The following is a 17,072-nucleotide window of genomic DNA, read 5'->3' on the forward strand; positions in this document are numbered from 1 at the left end:
CCGAAGACCCTTGACTGGCTTCGTTTGTTCTATGTTCCGAAGAGCTTCTTGCTGATTTTGGCGAAAACACCCGGCTCCAGCGCAGGGTCTACGACTGTCGGTTCGACTGTGAAGTCGGTTCCTCTGTCAGTGACCGGTCGGCGGCGGTTCTTCCAGTCAACCGACTTGAACTCAGGGTCATAAATCGGCGGAGTCACGTCTTCTGCCCGGAAGATATCCCACATCCAAGCCGGAATGTTTTCCACGGTCCGGGGGTACCTGAGCAGCTGTTGAGCCCAAGTTTGGGCACCGGCGGGCTTGCCACCGGGGTGCAAACGACCGTTGCTCATTCGTTCGAGACGTTCCTCATCGAAGACATCCAAGCGGCCAGCTTTGTTAGGAAAAACGTGGATTTCTGCTGTTGTCCAAGATCCAACACCGCGAGTATATGACCGATCCCTACATTCATCCAGCCAGTGATCGAGGGCTTGCGCTGAAAAATCGTCCTCGAAGCTTTGGCCCTTGTAGATGATTTGGTTTCCGCTGACTTTATGGCCATAGCCGAAAGTGCGCGTCCCGTAGTGAACCAGAACATGGACTACTTCATCCATTCCGAGGGCAAAACCCGCGGGGCCGAAGGCCTCAGAAGAAAGCCGTTGGAGACCGGTAACAACAAAAGGGTCAGAGTTTAGCCTGAGGGAATCCACGTCTTTAGCCTACTTCGGGCTCAGCGAGGTTGTTGAATGTCGCGATTGTGGGTTGCTCGCCGCAGTGGGTTCGAGCCTCATTTTCCAGGTCAAATCCAGCGGCTCGCGTGCTTCCGAAATGCGTCTGCGATTTATTGCTGACTTCCATCTCGGTGTCGTGGAAATTGTTTGCCTCGTCGATTTCGTTGGGTGTCCCCGCCTTGCTGTTCTGCCATTCGTGTTGGGGGAAAATTCCTCCGCGCTCACCGATGAATCCTAGGGCGGATGCCCGAACGCCTCCCCCCCTTAAGTCTCGCAATCCATCGATGATCAATGGTTCGCCGGATACGTCGTAAGAGGTCAAGTGCTTACACTCTCCAATCGTTCTAGTTATTGAACGATCGTTGATTTAACCACCGAAGAGCCTCTTGCTGATTTTGGTAAAAATGCCTGGTTCAAGGGATGGGTCAATCACGGTTGGTTCCACGTTGAAGTCCGTTCCGCTTTCGGTAACCGGTCGGCGACGGTTTTTCCAATCAACGGACTTGAACTCCGGGCTGTAAATCGGTGGAGTCACGTCCTCAGCCCGGAAGATGTCCCACAACCACGGAGGGATATTGTCTACAGTCCTTGGAAAGCTCAGCAACTGCTGCGCCCAGGTTGCGGCTCCAGAGGGCTTGGCTCCCGGGTACCAATCGCCGTTGGGCATCCGATCCAGATGTTCATCGTCAAAGAGATTCAGCAGACCACTGCTCGTCGCGAAAACGTGTGCTTCGGCTGTTGTCCACGTTCCTCGACCAGGAACATACGCGAGGGCTCTACAGTCGTCCAGCCACTTGCTAAGTGCCTCCCTTGAGTACTTGGCATCACGTTCACGCGGCACAATTTCAGCGCCTAACTTCATGTGCCCGCGCCTGTATGTCGACGATGGTCGCTTAATGACGATGTCAACCACCTCATCCATCCCCAAGGCAAAACCGGATGCACCGAACGCTTCTTCGTGAAGCCGTGCAAGTCCTTGAAGAACTAACGGCTGTGAGCCGAGATTGTATTCAGTCATACCTCAGCCTTCCTCATTAGGGTTGTTGAACTCGAAATCCTGCCACTCTTCGTGTCCAAATCTGTACTTCAATTGCAGATTGTTTGGGACCCCGGCCCGATGTCCGGGGACCAGTTCCATCTCCCATTGAAGATCGACCGGCATACCCTCGGTCAAATCGTTCTTTACTCTGGCGATGACTTCCATCTCGGTGTCGTGGAAGTTGTCCAACGTCACCTACAACGTCGTCGCCCAAGTCGACGGTGGACTGCAGACGTTTGCGTCGGTGAGAACTTCTCCAAGATATCGGCGTAATGGCCCCCGGCGGCGTCCTTCGCTTTGGTGCCGTACTCGATGCCACCGCGATAGATCTCCTGAAGGCTTGAGGAAAGTCGACGGCGGCTAAGGTTTCGCGGGCGGAGCGACGTCCGACTGGCTGAGCTCAACCGAACAGGGGCGACTGGGCCCGTTTGTCCTATGCTCCGAAGAGCTTCTTGCTGATTTTGGCGAAAACACCCGGTTCCAGCGAAGGGTCAATCACAGTTGGCTCGACGGTGAAGTCAGTTCCGCGTTCAGTCACCGGCCGGCGCCGGTTCTCCCAGTCAACCGACTTGAACTCAGGGTTGTAAATCGGAGGGGTAACGCCTTCGGCGCGAAAAACGTCCCACATCCAAGAAGGGATGCTATACGCCGTTCTTGGATATCTCAGTAGTTGTTTGGTCCACACAACAGCGTCTGCTGGCTCGGCGCCGGGGTACCAGCGGCCATTGCTCATTTTTCGGAGGCGTTCCTCTTCGAAAAAGTCCAGTCGTCCTGGCTTGTCCGGGAAGACGTGGACCTCAGCCGTAGTCCAAGTTCCGATTCCTGGGGAGTACGCGAGGTCGCGGCACTCGTCCAGCCAATCATGGAGGGCTTCTCGAGAAAATTCGTCTTTCCCTCCCTTTAGACCCCTGCTGGTCTTCTGGGCGCCTGCAATTAGGTATCCATAACCCATCGTTCTGGAACCGCGATGAATTAGAACGTGGATGACCTCATCCGATCCGCGGGCGAAACCTTCAGGACCGTAAGCTTCATATGACAGCCTCTGCAGTCCATCAATAACCAGGGCCTCGGAGTTCAGGAAGTTGTTGCGCATCGCGACTAGCCTAACTCGGGTTGCGGGGGAGGTATTGAATCTCTCGACGCTGACCTCTTCATCTCCGAATGCATAACTCAATTCCATGGAGTCGGGTACTCCGGGTTTCTTCCCTGGAACGAGTTCCATCTCCCACGTTAAGTCCGGTGCGCTGCCCTCTTCTAGGAGTATTTTGGCTTCTCTGATGACATCCATCTCGATCTCATGGAAGTCAGTATCATCGTTTTCTGTTCCGGCCTTGCGGTTCTGCCGTTCGTGTTGGGGGAAGATTCCGCCGCGCTCACCTATGAATCCGAAGAAGGATGGTGCTGCGTGCCGCCGTCGTAGCCGGGGCCGCCGGGCCCCGGCCTTGCGTTGTTGATAGCCGTTGCGGTTGGCGTCGCCGACCAGGGTGGAGACGATGTGGCCCCCGTCGGCGTCCTTCACGTTGGAGCGCTAGTGGATGCTCGCACCCCGGCTAGCCTTCTGCAGGAATTAGAGGTCGAAGACGGCGGCCTAGGGTTTCGCGGATGGCAAGACGTCCGACTGGGTGAACCGGACAGGGGCGACTGGCTCGTTGTCTTATGCTCCGAAGAGCTTCTTGCTGATTTTGGCGAAGACGCCCGGCTCTAGCGAAGGGTCTATAACTGTCGGTTCGACTGTGAAGTCGGTTCCTCTGTCAGTGACCGGTCGGCGACGGTTCTTCCAGTCCACGGACTGGAACTCTGGATTATATAAGGGAGGTGTTACGCCTTCCGCGCTGAACGTCGCCCACATCCACTGTGGGATGTTCTCCGCTGTACGAGGGAATGCAATGAGTTCAGATACTAGTGTTGCCGCGCTTGAGGGTGCGTTGAGCCGGCCTGACGTGGAGTGAAGACCTTTCGTTAGTATCTCTTCGTCGAAGACTTCAAGTCGCCCGGGCTCATCGGGATAAAGGAACACCCGGTAGGTCATCCACGTACCCTCACCGACTACATAGCAACGTTCTCGCAATTCAAGGAGCCACCTGTCCATGGCCTCGTCTGAGAAGTCCGATGAGATATCCGCCTGACCCCACTTCCCGTTAAGCCTGACGTCGTCGTACCGGCGCGAAATCGCTTTTTGGACGACCGAAGTACTCACCACTTCTTCGGCACCGTAACCGGGTCCGCGCTCAGAGAATGCCTCTTCCTGAAGGCGTGTGAGCCCCTCTCTCACAAACTCGTTCTCTAACGTCCTACTCTCGCGCATCGGCAAGAACTCCATCCCTGTTTAGGTTATTGAAACGAACCCTTCTATCACTTCTCCTGCGAAGTTATAGCGGAGCCGAATCGTGGAAGGTAGAGCGGGTTTTGAGCTCGGGACCAACTCCATCCCCCACTTCAAGCTTATGGGTTGACCGCTTGCCGGCCGCGCCTTCAGGTCCCATTGATGACTTCCATCTCGGTGTCGTGGAAGTTGTTTGCCTCGTCGATTTCGTTGGGTGTTCCGGCCTTGCGGTTCTGCCATTCGTGTTGCGGGAAGGTTCCTCCGCGCTCACCTATGAACCCTAGGGCGGGCGGTGCTGCGTGGCCGCCGTCGTAGCCGGGGCCGCCGAGCCAGCCGGCCTTGCGTTGTTGATAGCCGTTCCGGTTGGCGTCGCCGACCACGGTGGACACGTCGTGGCCCCCGTCGGCGTCCTTCATTCTGGTGCCGTACCTGATGCCACCGCGGCAGGTCTCCTGAAGGTTTGAGGAAAGTCGACGACGGCGGGCTAGGGTTTCGCGGGCGGAGAGACGTCCGACTGGCTGAGCTCAACCAGATAGGGTCGACTGGTCTAGCTTGTCTTATGCTCCGAAGAGCTTCTTGCTGATTTTGGCGAAAACACCAGGCTCCAGAGAAGGGTCTATAACGGTCGGTTCGACTGTGAAGTCAGTTCCGCGTTCAGTGACCGGCCGGCGCCGGTTTTTCCAGTCCACCGAAGCGGACTCCGGGTTGTAAATCGGAGGGGTAACGCCTTCAGTCCTCAAGATCTCCAACATCGACCCCGGGATATTGCTGAGGAGTCGCGGGAAAGCGAGGAGCTGCTGGGCCCACGTTTGGGCCCCGGCAGGCTGCCCGCCGGGCGGCCAGTTACCTTGGGCATCTCTCTCCAAAATCTCTTCGTCGTAGAGGTCGAGCCGTCCGGGCCGATCTGGAAAGACATGGACGACGGCCGTAGTCCACGTTCCTACACCCGGCGAATACGCCAGAAATCGACATTCATCGAGCCAGGCGTTCAAGCCGTCATAGGAGAACCTATCGGCATCTGACCGTCCAGTGAAGATAAGACGTTCGCCTGAAACCATATGGCCATACCCAAATGTGCTGGTTCTGCGATGGATCAACATATGAAAAACCTCGTCCATTCCCTGGGCGAAGCCTTGAGGGCCGAACGCTTCGCCGGATAGGCGCAGCAATCCGAGCTCGACAAAGGGTTCTGAATTCAAGTCAAACGTGACCATTGGAGCCTAATTTTCGTAGGGGGACATTGCTGAATACTTGATCGTATGGTCTTTCTATGCCGAAGAAGTATGTCAAGCGGAAGCTTCCTGGCAGGCCTGACCGCACCGGTGGCATAAGATCTTGACCCTATCAATGGCCTGCATCTCTGAGTCGTGGAAATTGAACTGGTCGTTCGGATCGCCGGCCTTGCGGTTCTGCCATTCGTGCTGGGGGAAGATCCCGCCGCGCTTACCTATGAATCCTACGGCGGATGGTGCTGCGTGGCCGCCGAGCCAGCCGGCCTTACGTTGCTGATAGCCGTTGCGGGCTAGCCTTCTACAGGAATTGGAGGTCGACGACGGCGGGCGAGGGTTTCGCGGGTGGCAGGACGTCCGACTGGGTGAACCGGACAGGGTCGACTGATCTCGTTTGTCTTATGCTCCGAAGAGTTTCTTGCTGATCTTGGCGAAGACCCCCGGCTCCAGCGACGGGTCGATGATAATTGGTTCGGCTGCGAAGTCGGTTCCCCTGTCTGTGACCGGTCGACGCCGGTTCTTCCAATCCACCGACTGGAGCTCTGGGTTGTAAAGGGGAGGAGTCACCTCCTCGGCCCGAAAAATCTCCCACATCCAACCGGGGATATATTCTTGCGACCGAGGAAACGCGAGGAGCTGCTGCGCCCAGGCTCCTGCTCCAGACGGACGTGCTCCGGGGTACCAATGCCCGTCCGGCATCCTCTCCAGAATCTCCTCTTCGAAAAGATCAAGTCTTCCGGGCCGGTCGGGGTAGATGTGAACCTCGGCCGTGGTCCATGTCCCCATGCCGCGCTTATAAGCTCGGACGTGGCACTCATCCAGCCACGTTGCCAAGAAATCGTCCGAGAAGTGAAAATCACTTCCGCGGGGGACGCGCCTACCGCTCTGGTACATTTGCCCGCGCCAGAATGTGCCGCTGGTTCTGTGCACGAGGACATCGACCAGTTCACTGGCGCCGTGAGCGAACCCTGAACTTCCGAAAGCCTCATCGTGGAGTCGGGTCAGTCCGCTTTCAACCCACGGGTCTTCGTTCAGATCAAAGGTGGTCACGTTTCTTAAACCTACTCGCTTATCTTCAGATTATTGAATCTTGCAATGACTGGGTCCATTGACCCGAATGAGTATTCCAATTTTACGGTCGGAGGAACGGCTGAGTGGTTACTTCTCGTAAGAGTCATCTCCCAAGTAAGATCTATCGGTTTCCCTTCAGTTAGATCACGTTTGACCTTGGCGATGACTTCCATCTCGGTGTCGTGGAAGTTGTTTGCCTCGTCGATTTCGTTGGGTGTTCCGGCCTTGCGGTTCTGCCATTCGTGTTGGGGGAAGATCCCGCCGCGCTCACCGATGAATCCTAGGGCGGATGGTGCTGCGTGGCCGCCATCGTAGCCCCGCCCGCCGAGCCAGCCGGCTTTGCGTTGTTGATAGCCGTTGCGGTTGGCGTCGCCGACCAAGGTTGAGACGATGTGGCCTTTGGCTGAGGCGAGGTGTCCGTTGTTGTCCATCTTGAGGGTGAAGGTGTTCTGCAGCCCACCGTCGACCTGGGCAACGACGTTGTAGGTGACGTTGGGCATGGGCTTGTTCAGTTCCACGGACCAGGCACCTCTGACGCCGGCGTAGGTGTTGACGATGGTCACGTTGCCGTTTTCGTCGGTATAGAACTTCTCCAACGTATTGGCGTCGTGGCCCCCGTCGGCGTCCTTCATTTTGGTGCGGTGGTCCACGATGTACTCGGTGTTTGGCTCCAACCCGGTTTTGGCGGCGAAGTTGTCTCTCCGGCTGACGGGGAAGTGCAGGTCTCCGTGCCTGACAATTATCGTGTTCTCGACTTTGGTCGGGTGGACGAAGTGGTCTGGCACGACGGTTGGTTCGGCCGGATGGGTGGGCACGTCTGTGCTGGCAGCCTTGGGTGGCACGAATGCGGGGGGATTGTTCTCTCGGATGGTGGCCGCTTTGTTGTCCATTAACTCCGGAAGGCCAGTGTGGATACCGGTGCGGGTCATGACACCACTGGGTTCCGGAATCAGGGCCCCAGGGAAACTGGCTTCCACAGCTCTGACGTCGTCGGCGAGCTTTTCGAGCCCGCTGGCCACCAGCCGCTTGGCACCGCCGACGGCTTCCACGGCCGTGGATTTCGCATCTGTGATCGCAGCCCAGGTGGCTACGCTCGCCTTGGTCATTGTGTCCTGGACCTTGGCAGTGGTGTTCGGCATGAGGATGTCGGAGACCTTCAACGCGAGCGAGCCTGGCTTGTCGAGGAAGATGCCAGTTACCTTCAGCGCATTCGCAGTAGTGCCTAGCATGGCCGACGTCCCGCTCAGCCTCGTGCTCTGGGATGCGACGACACTGAGTCTTTCCGCCGCCATTCCAGTCTTTGTTGCCAGGGTTCCGGCCTTCACGCCGGCGCCAGCCCCAGCACCAACAAAAAGGCTAGCCACGTTGAAGGTGGTTGCTCCGGCGGCCCAACCTGCGTTTGTGTCTGCTTCGTCTTGGTGAATGAAAGCCGGGCCTATCGACCCGAACAGGTCCAAGGCTTCTTGGACCTTTGGTGCGTCCTCTTCCCGACGTTTGGCATCGAAGGAGGTCAGGGGCACCAGCGCAAGTGTTCCGGCTGCGCCCACCATTGCGTTCACTCCGCCCCAGGCTTGGTCGCGCTTTCCCGGGTTCAACGTTCCTGTCAGAGACCAGACTCCATCAACGGTCTCGATCAATCCGGCGCCGAAGCCCTGCAAGAGCCCTACAACCCCGTTGGGGCGATAGGGAACTGTTGCTTTGCCCCAGGGCTGCTCCTCTTGAGGGTGTTCTTTTCCGAGGAAGGTCCCGGCGTTCCAGAGGAGTTCGTCCATCCAGTTTCCGGTTTTCAGGTCTGGAGCGGCGGGGCGGGAGACGGTATATGTTTCTCCGCCGGAGGCAGCGGCGAGGGCGCCTGCGCAGGTGTTTTGTGCTGCGAGGTAGTCATCGTGGATGGCTTTGACCTCAGCGGCGAGCGTGTCGTGCCGGGCGGTCAGGTCGGCTTCTCCGGTCCAGTGCTGCTGTTCATTCCGAACTATACGTTCACCCTTGACCATGGTGACTTTTTCCACCGACGTGGGAAAGGCCCCGATGTCAGCATCCAGTGCATGAACCTGCCGGCCGTAGGCCTCGAGGCGTTGCTTCAGGTCCCGGCATGTCGAGGAGAAGGTCGCCAAAGCCGTAGACGTGGATGCCCCGGCTCCCTGCACGCGCTGGGCTGAGGGCATGATGGTGCCGAACGCCGCGAGCACGGTGGGTGACTCGTCCGAGGAATAGGAACCGGAGAGTCCGCGCCAGATCGCCGTGGAGGTAGCTACGCCGGAGAGGAAATCATCGGCGTGCTGCCTTAGCGATTGCGCCGCAGCGTCCAGGGAATCAACGTCGGGCAGTGCGAACCCGCCGGTGGGGTTCAACCCGGAGGGGCCAACGTCCGAACTGTTTGACATCTTCTTAGTCCCTTACGAGCTTCGCGGGACCGCCATGGGGCGCAGTAGTGGGGTGTTGATCTACCTGGCCAGCGCTCCGTTGAGCAGCCGTAGCCATGGTCAGGTCACCTTGTTGGTAAAAGTTCAGCGCCTGGGCGGTCGAGGTGATGACGTTTTCCGAGCGGCTCACCACTTCAGTGGCTGCTGGCGCAAGCTTGAGAGCCACCACATCGTTCAGCGCCGCGAGGACCACGCCCGCGTCTCCAGGAAGCGCGGCAGCGGCCTGTTCCAAGGCCTTGCCCATGCCTTCAAGGGAGGGCTGGACACCCTCAACCTGGGCCGCGGTGGCCTTGATGGTCGAAGAAGAGGCGGCGACGTCTATATTCCATGCAGCCATAGCTTTAAGAGGCTGCGGTTAGCCGATGCTCTGCACGGCGTTGCGGGCAGAGGTCGCGGCGGTGGTAGCGGTGTCGTCGTTGGTGCCCAGGGTGGTTCGGACCAGGGCGATGATGGCCTTGACTTCGTCCGCGGCGGAGGTCCATCGCGCTTCGACAGCCTGGTATTCGGCGTCGACGCCGTCGGCGCGGAAGTCGGCCATGGCCTGGTTCACGTCGGACTGGCGGGCGGCGATGAGGGTTTCCAGTTGCGCGGCGAGGGCTTGGATGTCGGACTGGACCTGGGCGGAGACGTTGGTGTCGTAGGCGATGCGGTTGCTGGTCATGGTTATGCCCTGCCTTGGAATCGTGCGGCGTCGAAGTTCGCGGCTCCTTCGGAGCGGCGGGCGTTGTCCGATGCGGACAGGTCGCCTTGGGTGAAGGCGGTGTTCATTCCGGACTGGCCTTGGACGATCCCGGCCAGGGCGGTGTTCAGTTCGGAGGCGACCAGGTCCGAGCGGTTCTTGAACGCGTCGAACGCGGCTTTGCCGGCGCCGCTGAATTTACCTTCCAGCGGGGTGACGGCGTCCACGAACCGGCGCACCAAGGCGCCGAGGTCCTGATGGGATGCGTCGGTTTGTTTGGTCAGGTTACCGAGTGTCTCGGCACCCATATCAAAGATGGCCATTGGTTCCCCCAGTAGAAGATAAAAGGTCAGTACCGGCCCCGAAGGACAGGAACAAGCTTAACCAGCATTGCGAATACGACATGATAAGTCCAGTCGATGCAGTAACAAGGAGCTGAATTTTTTATGACAGCCCCGTCACAGACCGGATGCTAAGGTCTGGACCGTACTGAAACCCACCCATGGATTAGGGTTGATGGCACTATGACGCCGTACAGGAGCCTGATGGGGGTGGCCGCACATGGCTGAAGATTACGATTCCCGGCTGCTTGAGTCTGCCCGGGTAAGGAAGCATAGACTCGACGATTCACTGTTGTTCGGGCAGAACCCGTATGAACGCAACTATAAGACGGCGACAGCGCGGTTGATGCAATCACTTCTGATTGCGGCCCTCATCGCTGCCATTTGTGTTGGTTTCAGTTTTGTCCAGCATCTGCTCAACGAACAGGCTGCCAAACAAGCAGGGCCTTCAGCATCAGCAACTCTCATCGAAGGAACCCCATGAGCACAGCCTTGAGCCGGGTCACAGTTATTGCGGCCCACCGGCACCTTGATGTGAGGCTCCCTTCCGATGAGCCCATAGCATCGCTAATGCCCCAGATCCTGGACCTGATGAATGAGCCCGCCAGTGCCGGAACATCCGCTGGCACCACTACCGCGCTCCTTACCTCGTCGGTGCTGACCACCAGCGTTGGTGTCACTTTGGAAAGCTCACTGACGCTACGCCAAGCAGGTATCTCCGATGGCTCCATGCTCTACCTCCGCGACGAACGCGATGTTCCGTCAGCGCCGGACGTTTACGACGTCCCCTCCTTCACGGCCGAATCCACAGAGCGCCTCCCGGCACTGTGGGCGGACAAGCTGAGGTCCATAGGACTCTCGACCGTAGCTGGTTTGTTGATGGCCGCTGCCAGTTCGTCGTTCGTGGTGGTCCTGCGCGGAACAGGAAACAGGGACGCCGCCCTCATCGGCATCGCGATCGCGGCCGCCCTCATGTTGCTCGGCGCCATAGCCGGCCGCGCACGTTCCATCCCGGCAGGACTCGCGCTCGTATCCGCCGGGCTGGCGACTGCTGCGGCCACATGTTTCATAGTGACGCCTTTCGCGACTGGAGCTCTGCTCCTGTCCGCCGCCTTGGTCCTCGCGTTAGCTGCCTCGGGCGTCGCGACGGCCAAATACATACCTTTTCTTTCAAGCGCTGGACTGCTCCTCACTTTGGGCGGTTTGTGGGCATTGCTGGGCTTCAGCACGCGGGACCAGCCACTCTCGGCCGGTATCACAGGCATCGTGGCCATATTTGCCCTGGGTGTGGCGCCCCGACTGGCCACAATACTGACAGGCCTTAGCGGTTTGGATGACGATCAACGCCAAGGCAAACGGATCACCCGCAACACGACGCTGGATGCCGTTCACGCAGCGCACGCAACCCTGACGGGCTGGACGCTCACTGCAGCGGTCATAGCCGGCGTGGCAGTGGTGGTTGTTGCGACGGCGAAGAACCGGCCCGTCTGGGCGGTCTTGCTCGCGGTGGCCTTGTTGGGGGCCCTGACGTTCAGGGGGCTGGCGTTGCCGTTGCTTGCACAACGTGCCGGTGTCTACGTGGCAGCGGCTGGTGCCTGCTGGGGCGCCACCTTGGTCTTTGTCCTGGCATCCAAGCAGCCTCTCTGGCTTGTGGTCGCGGCAGCGCTGGCAGTTCTGGTGCTGGTGGCCTGCATAGTCAGGGTCCGGGAGCAGACTGCTGCCCGGCTTCGCGTCATTGCCTCGCGGCTCGAACTCCTGTGCGTGCTCGCCACGATTCCCTTGGTGCTCGGACTTTCCGGTGCCTACACACAGCTAGGACAGACTTTTGGCTGAAGTATCGCGTTCAGGATTCCCGATTGGCCAGCCGCCCGCACCGGTGGGCGGGTTTCCCGGGATGGGCGGCACTACCGCGGAGGTACCGCCGTCGACCCCTCCTGCCCCTGCGCCGCAAACCGCACCCGTCACCGCAACTGTGCCGCAAGCCCCATCACGCAAGAGAAGTGGCGACACCTGGTGGGAACGCGTCCGCTTCGAGGTGACCGACGCCGTGACCTCAGGGGCGTTGTCCGAGCGCCTCATCCGGGCGAGTTCCGCGGTTGAAGCCCCCATCACCACCGGGCGGCGGATCATAGTTTTGGGGACGGCAGGCGGCGCGGCCACCACCACCGTGGCGGCATTATTGGCTAAGTTGCTGGGCAGCATCCGGCAGGAGCCGGTCATCGCCGTGGATGCCACCGATCACAGCGGAAACCTCCTGCGCTACCTCGGGTCCTCGCAGGCCGCCCTTTTGACCGAGCTCATGCAGCAATTCCGTACACAATCAGTCCGTACGTTGCCCGACGCCGTCAAGCACGCCGCGTCCTGCGGCAGCCAGGTCTTCGCCGCCGGGAGAGCGGACGTTCCCGCTCTGGCAGACGCGCCCGTCGCTTTGCAGGAATGGACGGACGTCTCGTCCACGCTGTCGCGCTTCATGGCGGTAACAGTCGTCGACGGCGGCGCCTCACCTTTGTCCCGACACGCAGCCGCGCTGCTGGGAACCGCGCATGCCGTGGTGCTGGTTTCTCCTCCGGGAAACCCGGAGGCAGCCAAACTCGCTTCGATTCAAGAATCGCTGGGCAAGTCATTCCCGGACGTTCACCAGATATCAGTAGTGGTCAGGTCCCGGCAGAACCATGAGGCAGCGCTGAGCGATGGCATGTTGCCCTACGACCGTCACCTGGCCAGTGGCAGCAGCCTGCAACTCAGCCGTCTGGGCTCCCGAACCAGGATCGCGGCCACGGAACTCACCGGCAAGGCCTTGATGGCCGCGAACAGGGCCTGAGCGCATGACCACACGGATCGTTCATCGTCCTGCCCGGACCACACTTCCTGAAAAGGCACCCGAAGCTGCACTGCTGGACGCCCCGCCGCAGCTGGCCGGGGGAGCAGGCGGGATGAACCTGCTGGCCCTGGTGCCGATGCTGGGAGCTGCCACGTCGGTGACGGTCATGATGCTCTTCCGGGGATCATCCTTGGCCGGCATCGGCGCGATCATGATGGTTGCCACCGTCCTCGCTTCGGTGGTGCTGATGTTCTCACAGCGCGGCAAGGCCACTCGGCAAAGGGCGGCCAAGCGCCGTCTGTACATGGACTACCTCAGGCGCCGCCGCTCAGACTTTGAGGCTGAAGAGCAACACGCGCGGGCTGGCGCAAATGCGGCCCATCCGCCGGTGAATCGCTTGGTGCAAAGCGTGGTCAACGATCCCCACCGGCTCTGGGAACGCCGCCGGACCAGCCCTGACTTCCTGGTCACCCGTTTGGGAACCGGCAGCGTTCCGCGAAGGCCCATCACGATCCAGGACAGCGGCGACGCCGTTGAACGCCCGGATGCCTTCATGCTCTCTGAAGCTGAGCAGCTCCGCCAACGTTTTGGGAGCAACCCGGATATGCCGCTGACTCTGCCGCTGGGTGCAGTGTCTGACGTCTCAATCGTGGGGGATCGGGAAACGGCACTGATGGTGTGCCGCAGCCTGCTCTGCCAGCTCACGTCGGCGCAATCCCCCGAGGACGTCGAGCTTGGGATTGTTGCTACCGGTGCCGAGCTGGAGGACTGGGAGTGGGCCAAATGGCTGCCGCACCTGCAGGAGCGCGGAACACTGCGGAGGGCTGATTCCCTGACCGAACTGGCCGGCCTGCTGGAAAACTCCATGGGTGCCCGGCTCGCCGCAGTGAACAGCGCCGCCCGTAACTTTCAACAGGTCCCCGCAGATGCCCTTCCGCGACTGATAATTATCACGGACCTGCCAGGGCAAAACGCTGTGGCGCTGCCCGGGTTGCCCGCTGACCTTCCATTGTCCCGGCTCGCGGTGACCCGGATACATGTTCTGGCTGAGCAGCAACAGGAGCCGGAACGGGTTGACCTCCGCCTGACGGTCTCTCCTGACGCCTTGACGCTGGAAGCCACGGCAACCGGCCAAACCATGCGGGGCATCGCTGATGACGTCCCTCCGGTGGTCGCCGAGTCCGTAGCCCGGGCCTTGGCGCCGTTGCGTCTTTCAGAGTTGTCCCACGAATTCGGGGAGCACAAGTCTTCGCGCAGCTACGCCGAAGCCCTGGGCCTCACCGAGTACACGGCCGAGGCCATGCTCCGGTTGTGGAAGAGCCAACGCGGCTCGGACTTCCTGAGGGTTGCCATCGGAGAAGACGAGGACGGAACACCCGTCCACCTCGACCTGAAAGAACCCGCTCAGCAAGGCATGGGTCCCCACGGGCTATGCGTGGGCGCAACGGGGTCGGGTAAGTCCGAGCTCCTGCGAACCATTGTCCTGTCGTTGATTGCCACGCATTCGCCTGAGGACCTCAGCATGGTCCTGGTCGACTACAAAGGTGGAGCGACGTTCGCTCCGTTCGAAGCCGCGCCGCATGTTTCGGGGTTGGTCACCAACCTGGTCAGCGACGCCAGCCTGGTGGACAGGATTTACTCCAGCCTGGCGGGAGAGGTTAAACGTCGCCAGGAGATGTTGAAGAACGGCGGCGACTTCGCCCACATCAACGATTATCGGAGCGCCCGCAACAGGAACCCGGACAACCCGGCACTCGCCGAACCGCTGCCCTACTTGTTCGTGTGCATTGATGAGTTCGGGGAGCTGCTGACCGCCCGCGCAGACTTCATAGATCTCCTGTTGTCCATCGGCAGGATCGGCCGTTCCATCGGCATCCACCTGCTCCTGGCGTCGCAGAAAGTGGAGCAAGGGATGCTCCGCGGCCTCGATACCTATCTGGCCTACCGCATTGCCCTCCACACCAATTCGGAGAGCGAAAGCCGAACCATCATCGATGTCCCCGATGCCTACCACCTGCCCAGCACCCCCGGTCACGGCATCCTGAAAGTAGACACCACGGTGTTCAAACGATTCCGTGCGGCCTACGTTTCGGGTGCGTTGCCTTCACCGGATGACGACGCCGTAAGTACAGTTGCGGAGTCTGTCCCCGTGCAGTCCTTCCGCCTGGCAACGGATTCGGCCACGGAAGTGCCGGATCTCGCCTTGACGCCGGATCTCGCCTCCTCGAGGAGCGGTGCGTTGGAAAGCAAGCGCCCCTCAGACGAAGCAGAAAGCGCAACTATCCTCTCCGCCGTCGTGGGTTTTGCCGCTGCGCAGCCGCGATTAACGCAACCCGTGTGGCTTCCGCCCTTGCCCGTAGCCGTGTCACTGGCGGGGACCGGCGCAGCACTCGACCTCACCTCCACAGGCCCCAGGCTCGCCCAACCGCAGTACCTGAGCCCCGCCGTCGGAATCCTGGACGACCCTGCCCGGCAATGGCAAGGGCCATGGCACCTGGATTTATCCGCCCGGGGCGGGAACCTCGCCATCATCGGTGCACCACAGAGCGGGAAATCCACAGCGCTCCGCACCATCGCCGCAACGCTGGCTCTGAGCCACGGGGTGGAGGACGTCAACATCTACGCGGTGGACCTGCTCGGAAATGCGCTCGCCGGGCTGGCGGGGCTCCCGCACTGCAGCGGTGTGGCCGGCCGTGGCAACCGGGAACTGCTCCGGAGAACCATTGAAGAAGTCCAGGGCCTGTTGAACATCCGGCAAGCCGTGTTCGATCAGCACAAGCTGGATTCCCTTCAAGCGATGCGTGCGCTCCGGTCCCGCGGTGGGCTCAGTGAACTGGCATGCACCGACGCCTTCCTTTTCATTGACGGCTTCGGAAGCCTGACCTCCGAATTCCCTGAACTGGAAGAAGCGGTGCACGACGTCATGACACGCGGCAGCACCCTGGGCGTGCACGTGGTGGTCAGCCTGCGCGGTTGGTCGGAGGTCCGGATGTCCCGTCAGTCGCTTCTGGGAACCAGGATCGAGCTGCACATTGCCGACCCCGCCGATTCGCTCGATCGTCGCCTCGCAACAACACTCGGGGCAAACCGGCCAGGGCGCGCCCTGACAATGGACAAGACGATTGGGCATTTCTCCCTTCCGTCGTTGTCCACAACCCCGGATCGGGACAACGCCGGACAGGAACTAGCCGAGCTCAGCGCCGTCCTGCGCCAGTACAACGCCTCAACGGCACCGCCAGTTCGCGTCCTGCCTACACTAACGCGGCTTTCGCCGGACCACCGTCCGGTCCGCGGCAGCATTGCGCTGGGTATCCGGGAGCACGACGCCGGCACCGAGAACCTTGATCTGTTCGGCGCGGACAGGGGAGCAGTGGTGGTGGGCGATCCCGAAACAGGCCGTACCAACTTGCTGCGGACGGCGGCCTCCCAGTTGATGGCATCGCACGAACCAGGTGAGCTGGCCTTTGCGGTGTTCGACCCACGCCAACAGCTGCAGGACTTCATCCCCGAGGCGTATCTGGGGGAGTATGCCTCCAATGGGCAACGAGCGGCCCAGTTGGCCGAGTTCGTTGCCGGCCAGGCGCGGGACCGGCTGGGCGATGGGGGCAGCGCACCAGTCCAAACGCCAAGGATTGTCCTGTTGGTGGATGACTACGACATTCTGGCCGCAACGGGAAACCAGCCGCTGCGTGCGCTCGCAAGCTACCTGCCTTCAGGGGCCGATATTGGGCTTTTCGCCATGGTCACCAGCCGGACTACGGGTAGCGGCATGATGATGCACGATCCCTTCATCGCAAGTCTTCGAGCCGCTGGCGCTCCTGTTGTCATGTTCTCGGGAGACCGTTCAGAAGGAGTGATCGCGAACGGTGAGCGCCCCGTCCCGCTTCCGACGGGGAGGGCAAGGATCCTTCGCGCCAGCCGTCCGCCTGTGACGGTTCAGACCTTCCACCACGATCATGAGGTTGTCCACCATGAGCTATGACTTTCACCTGATTTGCGATCAGGACCCTCGCGAAGGCCGCTTTGCCTATGCCTGCGAGCAGTTCGAGAACAAGTTCCAACTCAACGCCGTGGAGGGCTCAGAGAACCTTGTGGTGAACCTGGCGGGGGAGGACCTGGGGCTTGTCAGCGTTCCCACCCGGGTGCCGAACCCTGAAGTGCGCCGGATCTTCGGTGAGGAGGTGGCCCACCAGCTTGGCGGCGACGCCTGGGTGTCCGAGGTCAACTGCCCCTATGACAAGGACAATGCCGAAGCCGTGCGAGCCCTTCTGATGATTACGGTAATCGGTACCAAAGGACTCCTGATTGATCCGCAGTCAAATGAGGTCATCAACGCGGAATGGGGAGCATGAGGTCAATACCTTTGGTCCCCGTCCCAACTCCCGCGGCCCGTCCGTGGCTCAGCAGGAAGTTGCGCAGGGATCTGCAGGAGGCCGGGG

The 17,072-nt window shown here is 60.4% G+C and carries 19 protein-coding genes; 6 read left to right on the forward strand and 13 right to left on the reverse strand.

Annotated elements, in window-relative coordinates; genetic code table 11:
* Positions 1-29 precede the first annotated feature (29 nt).
* The 8 genes from KCX59_RS05290 to KCX59_RS05325 all read right to left on the reverse strand — a co-directional run bounded on the left by KCX59_RS05290 (position 30) and on the right by KCX59_RS05325 (position 5,283).
* On the reverse strand, positions 30-329 hold the full coding sequence (locus KCX59_RS05290; protein WP_434122631.1) for a hypothetical protein: 300 nt from the start codon (positions 327-329) through the stop codon (positions 30-32).
* A 361-nt stretch (positions 330-690) separates the two neighbouring features.
* Positions 691-1,029, reverse strand: coding sequence for a hypothetical protein (locus KCX59_RS05295; protein ID WP_179019889.1), 339 nt, complete (start codon positions 1,027-1,029; stop codon positions 691-693).
* 45 nt (positions 1,030-1,074) lie between these two features.
* The gene (locus KCX59_RS05300) at positions 1,075-1,725 is read right to left on the reverse strand and encodes a hypothetical protein (protein ID WP_256871755.1); all 651 of its coding nucleotides are present in this window, start codon (positions 1,723-1,725) and stop codon (positions 1,075-1,077) included.
* Positions 1,726-1,728: 3 nt separating this feature from the next.
* On the reverse strand, positions 1,729-1,941 hold the full coding sequence (locus KCX59_RS05305) for a hypothetical protein (protein ID WP_179019953.1): 213 nt from the start codon (positions 1,939-1,941) through the stop codon (positions 1,729-1,731).
* 238 nt (positions 1,942-2,179) lie between these two features.
* The gene (locus KCX59_RS05310) at positions 2,180-3,265 is read right to left on the reverse strand and encodes a hypothetical protein (protein ID WP_256871762.1); all 1,086 of its coding nucleotides are present in this window, start codon (positions 3,263-3,265) and stop codon (positions 2,180-2,182) included.
* A gap of 135 nt (positions 3,266-3,400) precedes the next feature.
* Positions 3,401-4,066 carry a hypothetical protein gene (locus KCX59_RS05315; protein WP_256871764.1) on the reverse strand — a complete coding sequence of 222 codons (666 nt, stop codon included), beginning with the start codon at positions 4,064-4,066 and terminating at the stop codon, positions 3,401-3,403.
* A gap of 152 nt (positions 4,067-4,218) precedes the next feature.
* The gene (locus KCX59_RS05320; RefSeq protein WP_256871767.1) at positions 4,219-4,485 is read right to left on the reverse strand and encodes a hypothetical protein; all 267 of its coding nucleotides are present in this window, start codon (positions 4,483-4,485) and stop codon (positions 4,219-4,221) included.
* 141 nt (positions 4,486-4,626) lie between these two features.
* Positions 4,627-5,283: a hypothetical protein gene (locus tag KCX59_RS05325; RefSeq protein WP_256870769.1), complete on the reverse strand. Its 657-nt coding sequence runs from the start codon at positions 5,281-5,283 to the stop codon at positions 4,627-4,629.
* A gap of 153 nt (positions 5,284-5,436) precedes the next feature.
* Between KCX59_RS05325 and KCX59_RS05330 the strand changes: the two genes are divergently transcribed.
* Positions 5,437-5,595, forward strand: a complete 159-nt coding sequence (locus KCX59_RS05330; RefSeq protein WP_178996149.1) for a hypothetical protein — start codon at positions 5,437-5,439, stop codon at positions 5,593-5,595.
* Positions 5,596-5,697: 102 nt separating this feature from the next.
* Here the strand turns inward: KCX59_RS05330 and KCX59_RS05335 are convergent, their stop codons facing one another.
* The 5 genes from KCX59_RS05335 to KCX59_RS05355 are packed head-to-tail and all read right to left on the reverse strand — an operon-like array spanning position 5,698 to position 9,794.
* Entirely contained in the window at positions 5,698-6,348 is a 651-nt protein-coding gene (locus KCX59_RS05335; RefSeq protein ID WP_256870770.1) for a hypothetical protein, read from the reverse strand.
* Between the two features lie 11 nt (positions 6,349-6,359).
* The gene (locus tag KCX59_RS05340; protein WP_256871769.1) at positions 6,360-8,753 is read right to left on the reverse strand and encodes a DNA/RNA non-specific endonuclease; all 2,394 of its coding nucleotides are present in this window, start codon (positions 8,751-8,753) and stop codon (positions 6,360-6,362) included.
* A gap of 4 nt (positions 8,754-8,757) precedes the next feature.
* Positions 8,758-9,129, reverse strand: a complete 372-nt coding sequence (locus KCX59_RS05345; protein ID WP_178996151.1) for a DUF6507 family protein — start codon at positions 9,127-9,129, stop codon at positions 8,758-8,760.
* Positions 9,130-9,147: 18 nt separating this feature from the next.
* Complete coding sequence (locus KCX59_RS05350; protein WP_054808765.1) at positions 9,148-9,453, reverse strand: pore-forming ESAT-6 family protein; 306 nt, start codon at positions 9,451-9,453, stop codon at positions 9,148-9,150.
* Between the two features lie 2 nt (positions 9,454-9,455).
* Entirely contained in the window at positions 9,456-9,794 is a 339-nt protein-coding gene (locus KCX59_RS05355) for a hypothetical protein (protein WP_091465631.1), read from the reverse strand.
* A gap of 238 nt (positions 9,795-10,032) precedes the next feature.
* Here KCX59_RS05355 and KCX59_RS05360 point away from each other — a divergent pair, with 238 nt between their 5' ends.
* The 5 genes from KCX59_RS05360 to KCX59_RS05380 are packed head-to-tail and all read left to right on the forward strand — an operon-like array spanning position 10,033 to position 16,985.
* Positions 10,033-10,296 carry a hypothetical protein gene (locus KCX59_RS05360; RefSeq protein WP_179019955.1) on the forward strand — a complete coding sequence of 88 codons (264 nt, stop codon included), beginning with the start codon at positions 10,033-10,035 and terminating at the stop codon, positions 10,294-10,296.
* Positions 10,293-11,645, forward strand: coding sequence for a type VII secretion integral membrane protein EccD (gene eccD, locus KCX59_RS05365; RefSeq protein ID WP_179019956.1), 1,353 nt, complete (start codon positions 10,293-10,295; stop codon positions 11,643-11,645). The genes KCX59_RS05360 and eccD overlap by 4 nt, the downstream gene beginning before the upstream one ends.
* Entirely contained in the window at positions 11,638-12,633 is a 996-nt protein-coding gene (locus KCX59_RS05370; protein ID WP_179019957.1) for a MinD/ParA family ATP-binding protein, read from the forward strand. Before eccD ends, KCX59_RS05370 begins: the two co-directional genes overlap by 8 nt.
* A gap of 4 nt (positions 12,634-12,637) precedes the next feature.
* Positions 12,638-16,615 carry a type VII secretion protein EccCa gene (gene eccCa / locus KCX59_RS05375; protein ID WP_179019958.1) on the forward strand — a complete coding sequence of 1,326 codons (3,978 nt, stop codon included), beginning with the start codon at positions 12,638-12,640 and terminating at the stop codon, positions 16,613-16,615.
* Positions 16,605-16,985, forward strand: coding sequence for a hypothetical protein (locus KCX59_RS05380; RefSeq protein ID WP_179019959.1), 381 nt, complete (start codon positions 16,605-16,607; stop codon positions 16,983-16,985). The genes eccCa and KCX59_RS05380 overlap by 11 nt, the downstream gene beginning before the upstream one ends.
* Positions 16,986-17,072: the final 87 nt, after the last annotated feature.

The organism is Paenarthrobacter nitroguajacolicus, assembly GCF_051027655.1.
GTDB classification, from domain to species: Bacteria; Actinomycetota; Actinomycetes; order Actinomycetales; family Micrococcaceae; genus Arthrobacter; species Arthrobacter nitroguajacolicus.

Bases quoted from the DNA above. Each gene is read 5' to 3' on its own strand.
- KCX59_RS05290 (WP_434122631.1), bottom strand. From the start codon at position 329: ATGAGCAACGGTCGTTTGCACCCCGGTGGCAAGCCCGCCGGTGCCCAA.
- KCX59_RS05300 (WP_256871755.1), bottom strand. From the start codon at position 1,725: ATGACTGAATACAATCTCGGCTCACAGCCGTTAGTTCTTCAAGGACTT.
- KCX59_RS05315 (WP_256871764.1), bottom strand. From the start codon at position 4,066: ATGGAGTTCTTGCCGATGCGCGAGAGTAGGACGTTAGAGAACGAGTTT.
- KCX59_RS05320 (WP_256871767.1), bottom strand. From the start codon at position 4,485: ATGAAGGACGCCGACGGGGGCCACGACGTGTCCACCGTGGTCGGCGAC.
- KCX59_RS05325 (WP_256870769.1), bottom strand. From the start codon at position 5,283: ATGGTCACGTTTGACTTGAATTCAGAACCCTTTGTCGAGCTCGGATTG.
- KCX59_RS05340 (WP_256871769.1), bottom strand. From the start codon at position 8,753: ATGTCAAACAGTTCGGACGTTGGCCCCTCCGGGTTGAACCCCACCGGC.
- KCX59_RS05345 (WP_178996151.1), bottom strand. From the start codon at position 9,129: ATGGCTGCATGGAATATAGACGTCGCCGCCTCTTCTTCGACCATCAAG.
- KCX59_RS05350 (WP_054808765.1), bottom strand. From the start codon at position 9,453: ATGACCAGCAACCGCATCGCCTACGACACCAACGTCTCCGCCCAGGTC.
- KCX59_RS05355 (WP_091465631.1), bottom strand. From the start codon at position 9,794: ATGGCCATCTTTGATATGGGTGCCGAGACACTCGGTAACCTGACCAAA.
- KCX59_RS05360 (WP_179019955.1), top strand. From the start codon at position 10,033: ATGGCTGAAGATTACGATTCCCGGCTGCTTGAGTCTGCCCGGGTAAGG.
- eccD (WP_179019956.1), top strand. From the start codon at position 10,293: ATGAGCACAGCCTTGAGCCGGGTCACAGTTATTGCGGCCCACCGGCAC.
- eccCa (WP_179019958.1), top strand. From the start codon at position 12,638: ATGACCACACGGATCGTTCATCGTCCTGCCCGGACCACACTTCCTGAA.
- KCX59_RS05380 (WP_179019959.1), top strand. From the start codon at position 16,605: ATGAGCTATGACTTTCACCTGATTTGCGATCAGGACCCTCGCGAAGGC.